The sequence below is a fragment of the Adhaeribacter terrigena genome (assembly GCF_016623615.1).
GTDB classification, from domain to species: domain Bacteria; phylum Bacteroidota; class Bacteroidia; order Cytophagales; family Hymenobacteraceae; genus Adhaeribacter_A; species Adhaeribacter_A terrigena.
Window position 1 is genome coordinate 646,831 of record NZ_JAEHFX010000001.1, and the last position, 14,233, is coordinate 661,063.

The window sequence follows — 14,233 nt, forward strand, 5'->3', positions numbered from 1 at the left end:
GTTAATGACCGTGGCCTCCGCCCTCTTCTTCTGTATTCTTAATCTTAGCAAGCACCGAATAAGCTCCCTTGGTAACTATCTGGGTGGAATCTGAAATATTTTCCGGTAAGAAAATTTCTACGAAACCATCTTCCGATACGCCAGTCATGATTTCCAGCATTTCGAAATCGTGCATTACCTCATTATTCTCTTTTCGCTGCCCCTTAGCTAAAAAGATGTAGTTTTTCCCGTCTGCCTGTACTACGGCTTCTCTGGGTAAAGCTTTAACGGAATTGCCTTTCAATTCTATATTCGCATTAATGAAGGTGCCAGGAAGCAAGGTATGGTCTTCTTTATCTAAGTGTGCATGCACTCTGATGGTACGGTCACCGGTAACTGCTTTCCCAATAAGGTAAATAGTAGCAGTTCGTTCCTGGTTTTCATTGGGTAACAAAAACCTGACTCTCTGGCCTTTGCTGATCTTGGCAGCATCCTTTTCGAAGACAGTTAATTCAGCGTGTAAATGGTCTGTATCGGCGATGGTAAATAATTCGTCGGTAGGATTAACGTATTTGCCGATGTTCACATTTACCTCCGTAACGTAACCGGTAATAGGGGAAATAATAGGAGCCGTTCTGGCTATATTCCCTGACTGAATTCTACCGGTGGAAATACCGATCATTGCCAGCTTTTCCTTTAGGCCATTGACCCTGGCCCGAACACTTTTATATTCAGCTTCCGTTTGTTGCAGCGTTTTAGCCGCATTCACATTTGCTGCCCGTAGTTCTTTCTGGCGGGTCAATTCCAGGTTCAAGTAATCCAACCGGCTTTTATTTTCCAGGTAATCCTGCTGTAACTGAATGAATTCTGGATTTTCAATTACAGCAATTACAGAGCCTTTTTTAACTAACTGACCCTGCAAAAGATCGGTGCTTTTAAGAAAACCACCTAACGGAGCACTAATGCTTACCAGGTTTTGAGGGGGTACATCCAAAAGTCCTGATACCTTTAGTACCTGGCTCAGGTTCTTCATTTGAGGTTTACCGAGTTCTATTCCGGCAACTTCATATTGGCGGCTGGTAAATTCTACAGCATTTGCATTTTCCTCTTCAGTATGACCTGCTTCTTCCTGGGTTTCAGGAGCAGTTTTTTCGGCTTCGTTGGTACCGTTTTGGCCGTTACAAGCTACAAGGATTAAGATTAAAAACAGATAAACGTAGTTGGCAAAACGACTGAGGTATGTGCCATTCAAAGATATTTTATATCGTGTCATATTTTGTCGATTCAAAAAATTAGTATTGATTTCCGGTGAAAAACTCAACCGCAATTGCTGCCTGGTTATATTGATTCAATAATTCAAGGTGCTCAGTCCGGATCGTCTGGGCACGGTTTAGAGCCTGAATGAATTCCAAATAGCCTATTTCACCGCTTCGAAATGCCAGGGTAGCATTGCTGGTAATCAAGTTTGCCTGGGGCAATGCATTTTGCTGGTAAAACTGTAGACTGGCCTGGTATTGCAGAAATTGTTGCACCAGTTGCGCATATTGTCCTTGTATAGTTTTCTGATTGTAGTCAAGGTTAGATTGGGCGATCTTTTCCCGGATTTCAGCGGCTTTTACATTTGCTTTGGTTGGGCCCAACCAGAGTGGAATGGAAACTCCGACTTCCACGCCCTGGAACCTGTCACCTGAGCCAAACCGTTTAACCGTGCCACCTTGTTCTTCAGTGCTGCCGATCAGAGACTGGTTAAAGTAACCTAATCGCAGGTCAGGCAATAATTCGGCTTTTTCAAGAGAAATGGCTTGCTTAGCGATTTCAATTTGTTGCCTCAGATAAATCAGATTTGGGTTATTGCTAATGGCTGCAGTAGCTGCGTTAACGGCCAGCTCTTTAATAATAAGAGCATCTTCAGCTACCGTTACTGGCTCCTTGGTGTTAAGTAGGAATTGAAGGTTTACCTGGTTCGCCTTTATTTCTGAGCCATTGCGGTTCATAGCTACTTTTGAGCGGGCAGCTTCTGATTCGGCAGTAACTTGTTCCAGGTACGTTGTTTCTCCAGTTCGGTATCTTACCTGAGCTGCCTGTACAAAGGTGCTGATAAGGCTATCCTGGTGCTGTAAAACCTTATGCTGGGCTTCCAGGAATACAAGCTGATAATAGGTTTCTTTAACCTGCCTGATCAACTCATTTGCCGTTACATTTTTCTGAATTTCGCTGCCTTTGATATTGGCATCCGCTAATTTAGCACGGGCACCCCAAACCGTGGGAAAGGGTATGGTTTGCCCAATGGTAAAATTATTATCCTTTTCGCTGCTGTTATACTGCCCGTAAGTTAGGCCAACATCGGTTTTGTTTATTCCCGATGCAGTTTTCCTAAGCGCCTGTTGCAGTTCGATTTCATAATTAGCAGACCTGATGGTGCCATTATTCTGCAATGCCTGATCAATGGCCTGATTCAGCGTGATGCGTTTGACTGGATTATCCTGCGCACCAGCAATTGAAGGCAAAATGCATAGCAACATGAGCGCAATCGTAGCTAAACCTGCCGTGGAATTACCTTTGGGGTTTTTGAATCCTTTTTCGAAATAAACATACAGCACCGGCAGAACCAGCAGGGTAAGCAGAGTTGCAGATATCAATCCGCCAATAACTACGGTAGCTAATGGCCGCTGTACCTCAGCTCCAGCCGACCCCGATAAAGCCATTGGTAAGAAGCCCAAAGATGCTACGCTGGCAGTCATGAGTACTGGCCGTAATCGATGCTTGGTGCCTTCAATAACCCTTTGGTAAATATCGGTCATGCCCGATGCTTTTAGGTTGTTAAATTCCCCGATCAGTACAATGCCGTTCAGAACGGCTACTCCGAATAACGCTATAAAACCGATACCAGCAGAAATACTGAAAGGCATCCCCCGTAACGAAAGGGCAAGAATTCCGCCGATGGCAGAAAGTGGTATCGCTGTAAAGATCAGCAGCGATTGTTTGACCGAGTTAAACGTAAAAAACAGCAGGATAAAGATCAGGCCTAACGCCACTGGAACAGCAATTCCCAAACGTTGCCTGGCTTCGATCAGGTTTTCGAATTGCCCGCCATAACTGACATGATATCCAACCGGGAGCTTTATCTGGCTTTCTACCTTTGTGCGCAATTCATTCACCACGCTTTCAACATCACGGTTGCGGACGTTAAAAGCTACTGTAATTCGTCGCTTGGTATCGTCACGTTGTATCTGGTAGGGGCCAGGCTGGAAGCTAACTTCTGCTACCTGGGAAAGTGGAATCTGATGCCCGTTTGGAGTGGCAATAAAAAGTTGCTGCACATCTTCGATCCCTTGCCGGTTTTCCTGGTCAAGCCTTACTACCAGGTCAAATTTTTTCTCCCCTTCATAAATCTGGCCTGCTACCTGACCCGCAAAAGCAGTCTGAACTACCTGGTTTACATCTTCTACTGCCAAACCAAATTTTGCGAGCTGGCCACGGTTATAATTTACCTGAATTTGAGGCAGGCCAGTTACTGTTTCCACGTAAACGTCTTCAGCGCCTTCCACAGTTTGTACCAGTTTGCCGACTTTTTCTGCCTCTCTGGATAGCGTTTCCAGGTCTTCACCGTAAATTTTTAAAACCACATCCTGCTTGGCACCGGTCATTAATTCGTTGAATCGCATTTGAATTGGTTGCTGAAACCCAAACGTAACGCCGGGAATATCTTCTAAAGCTTTTGCCATCATATTGGCCAGTTCATCCCGGTTATCGGCAGTAGTCCATTCATCCTGATCTTTCAGAATCACCATCATATCTGCAGCTTCCACCGGCATTGGATCTGTAGGTATCTCGCTGGAACCGATCTTACTTACCACTTCCTTTACCTCCGGAAATTCTTTTAATAGTATTGCTGCAGCTTTCTGAGAAGCATCTACTGTTTCCATCATTGAGCTTCCGGTGAGAACCCTTGTTTCAACGGCAAAATCACCTTCACTTAGGGTCGGAATAAATTCGCCGCCCATCCTGCTGAAAATAAGATAGCTAATAGCAAATAGGCCTGCTGCGGTAAAAACGATAATGGCTTTCCTTTGTAATGCAAATCGAATAAGCGGATCGTAGCCCCGCTGGAAGAAATCCATCAGCTTGTCGGAGATATTTCGTTTATGAGTAGTTTTCTTGCTTAAAAACAGAGCCGACATCATTGGTACGTAGGTTAGGGAGAGCAGGAACGCACCTAAAATGGCAAAAGCTACTGTCTGCGCCATCGGGCCAAACATTTTGCCTTCTATTCCTACCAACGCTAAAATAGGCAGGTACACGATCAGGATAATGATCTCGCCAAAAGCAGCGGAATTCCGGATCTTGGAGGCTGCTCCATATACTTCCTTATCCATCTGTTGCTGATTCAGTCGGGTATGGCCAGTTATCGTGGTTATCCGGTGAACGATGCTCTCCACAATAATTACGGCACCATCCACTATCAACCCGAAATCAATGGCTCCAAGGCTCATTAAATTGCCTGAAACGCCAAACAGGTTCATCATGCTGATGGCAAAAAGCATTGCCAGGGGAATTACAGAAGCCACTACCAAGCCTGCCCGTAAGTTTCCTAAAAACAGCACCAATACGAAAATGACAATCAGCGCACCTTCCGCCAGGTTTTTAGTTACTGTATTAATGGAATTGTTTACAAGCTTTGTTCGATCCAGGAATGGCTCAATTTCTACACCTTCGGGTAGACTTTTACTAATGGTGGCTATTCTTTCCTTTACATCACCGATTACTTTAGAAGCGTTGGCATCTTTGAGCATCATGACAATACCACCAACCACTTCGCCTTCAGCGTTCCGGGTCATGGCTCCGTATCGAGTTGCATGGCCGAACTGTACCTTGGCAACATCACGGATCAAAACAGGCACACCGGATTCCCGATTCTTAACCACTACCTGACCTATTTCATCCAAATTTGTAATTAAACCTTGGGTGCGGATGAAGTAAGCATTTGGTCTTTTGTCGATGTATGCCCCGCCTGTATTCTGATTGTTTCTTTCTAAAGCGGTAAAAATCTCAGCTATGCTGACATTCATGCTTTTCAGGTGCTGCGGATCAATGGCAATCTCATATTGTTTTAAAAAGCCTCCGAAGCTGCTTACGTCCGCCACGCCAGGAGTGCCGAGTAATTGCCGGCGAACGATCCAGTCCTGGATTGAGCGTAATTCCGTAGCGTCATATTTCTTTTCATACCCTTTCTTCGGATGTATAAGGTATTGATAGATTTCGCCTAAGCCTGTAGTAACGGGAGCCAGTTCGGGCGTACCAACACCTTCCGGAATCTGCTTTTCTGCTTCTGATAAGCGTTCGTTTACCTGTTGCCTGGCCCAGTAAACATCTACTTTATCTTTGAAAACAATTGTTACAACTGATAGGCCAAACCTGGAAAATGACCGGATTTCTTCAATATCCGGAATAGTGGCCATGGTTACCTCAATCGGGTAAGTAATCAGGCGTTCGACCTCTTGTGTGGCCAAGGAAGGGCTGGCGGTTATTACCTGAACCTGGTTGTTAGTAATATCCGGAACGGCATCAATTGGGAGCTGAGTAACTGAAAACACTCCCCATACGATCAGGGCAAGCGTAAAAAGTCCAACAATCAGCTTATTATGGATCGAGAAATGGATTACTTTATCGAGCATTATAATAAATTAAGTAAATAGATAGGTGATTGCACTGGAACACCAGGAAGGTGCCAGGACAAGAATTCAGCAAGTTTTGCTGATCACTTAAAAAAATCTATTAGCTTAATTTTGGCGGCTGCCAGACGGAATAGGAGAGGTCTAAGCGATTTATTTGCTTGTAAATGGGAAATTCTTCATCAAAAACTATTGAAATAGTTTGGATGACTTGGGCCGTATTGGGCAGGATGGTAACACCACTGCAACAGTTGCAAATGCAAAGCGGTGAGCAGGCGTCTTCCGTGTGGATAGGAGTATCCGCTTCGGAATGTGAACTTGCTATTGTAACTGGAGGAAATGAATATACAGGTTCTTCATCCATGCAAGGTATGCAGGATATTACCAGCAGGTAAACGCTCAGTATGTAGTTGAACCACTTCATTTTTGCAAATGTATTTATTTCTGCATCTTATTACAAGAAATTATAGAAAGTTACAATGATTTTGGTTGTTTTCTTAAATCTATTAGTGCGTTATTTTAGCTGGTATAGCAGTTAGTAATTCAATAACTTACTGATCTACATTCCAGCTAATATATACCATAAATGGTTTTGGCTTTAGGACGTGAACTAATCGATCTGGTAATCTGACTTTAAAGAAGTAAAAATTTAAATTTGTATAAACTCCTTTTTTCGTTGAAAACTCAATTTCCTGGTAGATCTTAATCATTTTTCTTCCCTTTTTTAAATAAAAGGGGTTAAGAGCATAGCTTAGACGCCAATCTTCATGCTGCTTAAATCGAACCTCCTTGGTTTCATTAACTCTCATAGAATTTAGATTTTTTCGTACTACTGGTGACTTTCTGAAATAATCAGCTTCCAAATAAAGGTTCTTACCAGTACCGTCCAGATAATGCTCCAAAAGATTGGCAGATTCAGGGTAGATTATTTTTCCTACAATCACTATAGAATGATAGATTATTTTACATTGTAGCCTATCAGCAACCGTTAGTTCTTTTTTTTCAAACCTGGTATCTATACCTGCTAAATGTTTACTGATAATACTCCCTAACAGACTACTTACCGGAGTTAGTAGGATTAGTGTGAAAAAAAATAGACAATAGACTAAATTTTTTAAGTATCTCAATAAATATCTGTGTTATATGATTGAGTTTTTTGATTATAATTCTGTAATAATATTTAGAACTTTTCTTTTAGTTCCTGTTTTGTTTTCAAAAATTCTATGGATAGCTTCCTTGGTGATTAAGGAGGTAAGTAGCTGATGTTCTTCGTCGTAGATATTTAAAATATCATAGATTTCTAATGGCTCTTCAAAATTAGTTAAGAAATTACTAAGATCATTTTTATAAGCTTCGACACTCCAAGAAGGTAGTTTCCAGGTTCTTTGATTTATTACTTTAGCGGAAAGTAGTCCTTCTGCAATTAATTGCCGGATTTTATCTGCAGATACTTCTAATATTTTGCCAGCCTCTTTAGTAGAGTAAAACTGTTTGGAACCAATAGTAACCAACGGATTTGCTTCATTTAGACGAAGTTCTAACTTTAGATCGTCGCATAGGATTTTAAGTTTATCAACCGAATTATTTAGTTTTTCCAACATTTTCGGTTTATCCTGAGCTTTGCCAATTCGAAAGTTAATATATGTTAAGGCATCGGGCTTAGTGATACTTTGATTCTCAAAAATTTCGGTATATAATTCTTTCTTATCCATTCCTAAATATAATTAATATTTAAGAATTCTGATACTTCTTGAATATCATCAATCGGGCTAAGTTGAATATATTTATCAAATTCTTGCTCGGACGTATGTCCGGTAAAAGACATTATCATTCTTTTAGGATATCGTCCTTCATTATATAAAATCGAGGCAAAACTCCTGCGCCCACTATGGGAGGCAGCTAATGTATGGTATTCAACCTCTTTATATTGTTCGTATTTTCCTCTAATTTCTTTTACCCATACTTTTTCTAAACGTTGGAGGAAATTTTGATAGAATTGCTTTAAAAATACTTTTATGCATTTGTTATACTTTTGATCGCTCATACCCAGTGTATAATCGTGTTTTTCTAACAGATCCTTAATTGTTTGGTTAGAATTCAATAAAAATTCATTATTAGTTTTCTGGGCTTTTTGCTTACCCATTTCTAAATGGTGGCGTTTGATCAATTTTAAATCTGATATTCTGTTAGCAGTAAGGATACTTATTACAAAGTAATCCTTTGACCTTATCAAGATTTCTTTTGAAACAGATCTTGATACTTCCTGGCCGGCAGAGAATTCTATGTATGAGTCATCTTGTAATGCACCATCGAACTCAGATGAAGAAAGCAACTTTACATCTTCTCTTTTCTTAAAGGCAAACTCCAGGTTCGTAAATTCCGATATCTGAAGTTCTTTCTTTACATTCTTCAAAATAAGTTTCAGCTTTTCGTAATCCAGGTTAACTCCTTTGTTGATTGCCCATTTAAAAAAAGACATTAAGGCGTCTAAGCGCTTCAAAAGCGTATTATTATTCATTCCGAACCGATCATCAAAAATAACCTGCGCAGTTAGAAGATGGTTTGGAGTGCCTGATTGCTTTTGGTTTTTAGGTTTATTGAAAAGCAAGTAATTGATCAAGTCCTTAAAGAATTCTTCACCAATATCATCAAAGGAATAGTCCATGTTTTTATAAGTGCAGAATTGCTCATACCCAGATTTAACTGCATTGACAACACTTTTTTTATTCCGTTCTTTCTTCTCGTAAAGCTTATGATAATCTTCCAAATAACCTTGGATGGTAGAATAGTTTACTTTGCTTTCTTCCTTATAAGTTGTTAAAAGATTTTCAACCTGCTCCGGGGTTGGTTTGTCATGGTGTTTATTTACATAGCCTTCAATTATGGATTCGATCCTTAGCTGTTTATTATCCAGCTTGGTTTTGTCAGTTTGATAATCATTAGGTGCGATAGCATTAGTTTTCCTATAGATTTTATCTTCATTAAAAAGCCCGGCATCTTTCACATAAATATTGGTCTTAAACCGTTTAATCTTCCCATCTTTGGTGTAGAGAATTTTAATGTGATTTTTTTCTCTTTCCTTCACTGCTACCAATGAAGTATATTCGTTTAATCTGGCCATTTTTTGTCGTCAAATAAAAGTCAAGTAGTCAAAAAATAGTCAAAAAAACAAGTGGGAAGTTGTTGGGAGTTATTGGTACAGTGCTTGCAGAGTATTTGTTAAGTTGCTGACCCTTAGTGATTTAATATTGACTGTTGAATTTCGTAGTTTGTACTTGTCGGGTAATTGCAGAACCTCCCTCTCTGCAAGCTAAAAGCTCTAAATCGCGAATATGAAGCGGTTTAGAGCTTTTTTGCTTTTAGGCTTTTTTTTATCGATCGGGCTTGTATTTATTCTGTAATGCCGGTCTTCCGGTTTTGTTAAACTTCGCGCTTTCAAATCATTTCTTACCTCCTTCAATTCGCTTGTTATCAGGTTTTATTCAGGGATGAGTATTCTGTGTTAATGGCTACAATGTAGTAGCGGAATAAAAATGTGATCAAATTACTATGAGAAAATTCTGAACTATAATACCCGAATAAGGGGATGGGTTTGGGAGATATATTAATTTTGTTAGCACTTTTTTAATGAAAAAATTAATACTCTTTGCCTGTTTGCTTCTTTGGGGCTACAGGTCAAATGCGCAGAGTACGAACGATGCCGGGGTGAATGCTATTACGGGTCCAGCTTCACCGGTACTCTCCGGGGTAAGCCAACCGGTTGCGGTTACCATTAAAAACTACGCTGCCAGCACGCTTACGGCGGCTACCATAGGTTTCAGCGTGAACGGAGTAGTGCAACCAACTTTTTTCTGGACGGGTAGTCTGGCGAGTAATGGAACAGTAGCAGCAGTAACCATCGGCAACTTTACTTTTTTGGCCGGAAACCATACCGTTAAAGCATGGACCAGTAATCCGAACGGTGCTATCGATGGGAACCATGCCAACGATACAACTACCGTTACAATTGCAACCTGCACTGCCCTGAACGGTACATATACGATCAATAAAACTGCGCCGGCTTCTGCTACAAACTTCCAGTCTTTCGCTTCCGTTGCTCAGGCGCTGACCAATTGCGGAATTGGCGGGCCGGTGGTATTTAACGTAACCGGTGGGCCTTATAACGAAGCGGTTACTTTCACAAATGTGAATGGTGCCAGTGCATCAAATACCATTACGTTCCATGGGAATGCTAATTCGCTGAACAACCCGGCTTTGACTGGCGATGCGCTCAAACTGGATGGTTCTAAGTATTTCCGTTTCAATAACCTGAAAGTAGAGAATAATCAGGCCGCTACGGGCGGTGCCGTTTTAGCTCTTCTGAACAACGCTCAGAATAATATATTTACCGGCTGTACTTTTACGCATAGCATTTCTATTACGGCTGCATCGTGGGTTATTAATATGCAGGGGGGAAGCAGTAATAATACTTTCCAGAATAATACCCTGATCGGCGGTAACTATAGCATAAATAACAGTGGTACAACCAGCGCACTAAATTCCAATAACCAGTTTACCGGTAATAATATCAAAGATTTTTATTTCACCGGTATTCAGACTAGCAATGCACCGGGTGCGCTGATAGAAGGAAACGATATTTCCCGGCCCATGCGTACCACTACCAGCACTTTCCAGGGCATCAGCATTGGTTCGGGTTGCACCGGTGTTACGATCAGCAAAAACCGCATTCACAATACCCACGATGCCATCTCGCTTCCAACAGGTAATTATTTTTACGGGATATACCTTACCGGCGCGGGTATTTCCGGTACCGAGAATATTGTGAAGAACAATGCGATCTATAATATTAATATTCCGAATGGTTCGGTTTATGGTATTTACAATTCGGGTGGAAGCAATACCTATTTCTATAACAATACGATATCAGCAGATAACCCCGATATTACGTACAATACGCTCCGCGGAATTTATCAGGGTAGTGCATTCACGAACGTAAAGTTTATTAATAATAACGTTAGCTTAACCAGTCCGGCAACCTCCAAGCATGCTGTTTATTTAGGCTCGTCCGGCATTTCGCTGGTAAGCGACAGAAATAACCTGTACGTAGGCTCTTCCGGAAATATTGGCTATTACGGTACCGACAAAGCAACACTGGCAGACTGGAAAGCAGTGAACGGAAGTGCCTATGATCAGAACTCCGTTTCTGCAGATCCGCATTACATAAACCTAAGTACAGGTAACCTGAGACCAACCAATGCAGCCCTCAATAATACCGGGCAGATTTTAACTGCGGTTACCGATGATATTACCGGCGCACCCCGCAGCACAACTGCCCCTGATCTGGGTGTCTATGAATTTACGCCTGCAGCAAATGATGCCGGTATTATTGCTTATGTTTCGGCTGCAACTCCAATTGTTCCGAATATTAGTACACCGGTAGTGGTAACGTTAAAGAATTTCGGAACGGCGCCGCTTACTGCTGTTGCCATTAACTGGAGCGTGAACAATGCAGCGCAAACGGTTTACAATTGGACCGGAAATCTGGCGAGTTATCAGACTGTGAACGTTACTCTAGGAAATTATACGTTCCCGGGAGGCAACCATTCGCTGAATATCTGTGCTTCTAACCCGAACGGTGTAGCTGATCCTAACACAGATAATGATTGCCAAACCGTTTCAATAATTGCCTGCACCAACTTTGCCGGTACCTATACCATTAACAAAAACGCTCCGGCTTCAGCCACGAATTTTGTTTCTTTTGCTTCGGTTATAAATTCACTTAAAAGCTGCGGGGTTTCTGCCCCGGTTACGTTCAATGTAGTTGCCGGATCAGGACCTTATAATGAAAATATTTCAATTGATAATATATCAGGTGCAAGTGCTACCAACACCATTACTTTTAATGGCAACGGCAACGTAGTGGCGAGCCCAAGTGCGTTAACCGATATTGTTCTGAAACTGGATGGGGCTAAATACCTTCGGTTTAATAATCTGAAAATTGAGGAGCACCCGAATACCGTTACCGGCGGGGTTATCTGGATGATTAATGGCGCTCAGCAAAATATTTTCAATGGATGCCATTTTACCCACAGTGTAATCAATACAAATGCTTCTTATGGGGTTTATATGCAGGCTGGTTCATCTTTCAATAAATTCACGAATAATACGATTACTGGTGCTTATTATGGTATCTATAATAATGGCATGCCGAACCTGCCAAATAGTAATAACCAATTTATTGGTAATATTCTGAAGGATCAGTTTGCTTATGGTATTTATAGTGCATTCAGTCCTGTTACTTTAATTGAAGGCAATGATATTTCCCGCCCTAACCGGACAAATGGTACCGTTTTTTTTGGTATTAATTTTTCAACCGGGGTTCAGACTACTATAAGCAAGAACCGCATTCATAACACACACGATGTAGTTACCGTTACCGGTGATGTTTATGGTATCTATTATGCTGCAGACGGAACTGCGGGGAATGAGAACATTATAAAAAATAATGTTCTGTATAATTTTAATAATACTGGCGGTACGCTTTATGTTTTGTATAGTGCGGGCAGCAATACGTATTATTACCACAATACTATTTCAGTAGATAATCCGAATGTAAACTTTGCCAACGTAAGAGGAATAGATTATGCCGCACCCGTTACGAATGTTAAGTTTATTGACAACATAATCAGCATAAGCAGCCCTGCTACCCTTAAACATGCTATCTATTTAGGTTCAACGGCTCCCCCGATCATCAGTAATTACAATAACTTATATGTTCCGAATGGGAACGTTGGTTATTTAAGTGGTGATATTGGAACATTAGCGTTGTGGGCACTTGCAAACCAAAACGCCTACGATCAGAACTCATATTCCTTAAACCCGATTTTTGCTAATGCGGTAAGCGGAAATTTACGACCTACTGCTCCGGGAGCGGATAATCTGGGGCAGCCCATTCCAACCGTAACCGATGATATTAACGGAAATTCCAGAAGTACAACCACGCCAGACATTGGTGCATACGAATTCACCATTAATCAGAATGATGTTGGGATTACAAATATTACCGGCCCGGTTGCTACCGGTTGCGGGCTTACTGCTGCCGAAACCATTACTGTAACCATTAAAAACTACGGAACTTCTGCGCAAACCAGTATACCGGTTTCTTATACCCTGAACGCTGGCACCCCGGTAAATGAAACGTTCACCGGAGCGCTGCCTGCTGGTGGCACCGCAATATATACCTTTGCGGCCAAAGCGAATATGGTAACGGGCGGAGTTCATACTTTTGCCGCACAAACTAACCTGCCAAATGACGCAGTAGCTGTAAATAACGATACTACCCTAACAATAACGAATGCATTGGTGCCAACTCTGCCGGCAAAATTCGATTTTGAAACGCCTGTAACTGGTATGAATAAGTTATACAAGGTTACGAATGCAAAATCCAATATTTGGGAAGATGCAGCAGCCAGCTTTGGTACTGGTTCTACCAAAGGTATGATCATGGATGGGGTAGGCCATGCAGGCTGGGTTCCTCCGGTTGGCGTAGTAGATACCTGGACCAGCAATTCGGATAATTTTTCCGGAATATACATCTGTATTTCGCCGGCTGGTGGCCCGGTAGCCGATTCCCTGTATTTAACTTTTGATCTGAAGCAATTATTTAAAGGGGCCTATGTAAATACCAACTTCCGGGTAACCGTGAACGGGACCCAAACCGGTCAGACTTACCAGCCGCCTTTCTCCGGTTTGCCAATTAACTGGCAGAAAGTAAAAGTTGACCTTACCAAGTATATAAATGATCCGTTTGTAAAGATCGGGCTGGAAAGCATCGTGAAAGAAGCGTATGACAACGGTAACGGCACAGCCAACCTGATCGACAACATCGAGATCAGGCGTGTGGGGTATACCGGGGTAAAAGATGCTACGCTTGCCGCTCAACTGAACGTATTCCCAAATCCTGGAAATGGCATCTTTAATGTTGAACTTCCAGAGAGTAAAACTTACGAATTAATAGTATCTGACCTGGCTGGCAAAGTGATGATAAAACAGGTAGTTAAAGGTGGAAGAAGCCAGTTGAAGCTGGAAGGAACTGCCAAAGGCATCTACCTGGTGAAGGTTACTTCAGAAAAGGGCACTGCGGTAAGAAAACTGATCATAGAATAATAAAACGGTATGCTTTTAAGCATAAAAACTCCTGCTGGTTTTCCGGCAGGAGTTTTTTTTTGCCTGATTTTTTGTTCTGCAGTAAATAAATCTCCAGTTTCGGGAGCCAGTTGAACGTTGCTTAACCTTGAATAATGTTTTACACCTGGTGACTCATACCTGGTTACAGGTGGTTCGTTTATACTTTTTCAAAGGAAATCTAAGCGGTTTTCTAAACCAGAACTACCTGTAATTTCTTCCGGCAACTTAGCCTAAATTGTGATTCTTATAGCTACGGATTTACACGGCAAATCTGCGGGGAAGAATACAGCCAATACAAAAACGGGCTGCCGGCTGCTGCAATCCTGCTTTATTCTGAAACGGTATTTAAAAACAGCCGAAAAGTATAAACCTGATCTGAATACTCTCGCGGCGGG

7 protein-coding genes are annotated in these 14,233 nt (G+C 41.7%); 1 reads left to right on the forward strand and 6 read right to left on the reverse strand.

Annotated features, from left to right (window positions below):
• Position 1: 1 nt before the first annotated feature.
• From I5M27_RS02700 to I5M27_RS02725, 6 genes are all read right to left on the reverse strand, one after another.
• Positions 2 to 1,252 (reverse strand): efflux RND transporter periplasmic adaptor subunit, encoded by a 1,251-nt coding sequence (locus I5M27_RS02700; protein ID WP_200504478.1) that lies wholly within the window; start codon positions 1,250 to 1,252, stop codon positions 2 to 4.
• Between the two features lie 19 nt (positions 1,253 to 1,271).
• Positions 1,272 to 5,654: a CusA/CzcA family heavy metal efflux RND transporter gene (locus I5M27_RS02705; protein ID WP_200504479.1), complete on the reverse strand. Its 4,383-nt coding sequence runs from the start codon at positions 5,652 to 5,654 to the stop codon at positions 1,272 to 1,274.
• Positions 5,655 to 5,754: 100 nt separating this feature from the next.
• On the reverse strand, positions 5,755 to 6,075 hold the full coding sequence (locus I5M27_RS18865) for a DUF6660 family protein (RefSeq protein ID WP_394369077.1): 321 nt from the start codon (positions 6,073 to 6,075) through the stop codon (positions 5,755 to 5,757).
• A gap of 127 nt (positions 6,076 to 6,202) precedes the next feature.
• A complete protein-coding gene (locus tag I5M27_RS02715; protein ID WP_200504481.1) occupies positions 6,203 to 6,778 on the reverse strand; it encodes a hypothetical protein in 576 nt (191 codons plus the stop codon).
• A gap of 33 nt (positions 6,779 to 6,811) precedes the next feature.
• Complete coding sequence (locus tag I5M27_RS02720; RefSeq protein ID WP_200504482.1) at positions 6,812 to 7,363, reverse strand: helix-turn-helix domain-containing protein; 552 nt, start codon at positions 7,361 to 7,363, stop codon at positions 6,812 to 6,814.
• Positions 7,364 to 7,365: 2 nt separating this feature from the next.
• A complete protein-coding gene (locus I5M27_RS02725) occupies positions 7,366 to 8,772 on the reverse strand; it encodes a site-specific integrase (RefSeq protein ID WP_200504483.1) in 1,407 nt (468 codons plus the stop codon).
• A 506-nt stretch (positions 8,773 to 9,278) separates the two neighbouring features.
• Here I5M27_RS02725 and I5M27_RS02730 point away from each other — a divergent pair.
• Positions 9,279 to 13,817, forward strand: a complete 4,539-nt coding sequence (locus I5M27_RS02730) for a T9SS type A sorting domain-containing protein (protein WP_200504484.1) — start codon at positions 9,279 to 9,281, stop codon at positions 13,815 to 13,817.
• Positions 13,818 to 14,233: the final 416 nt, after the last annotated feature.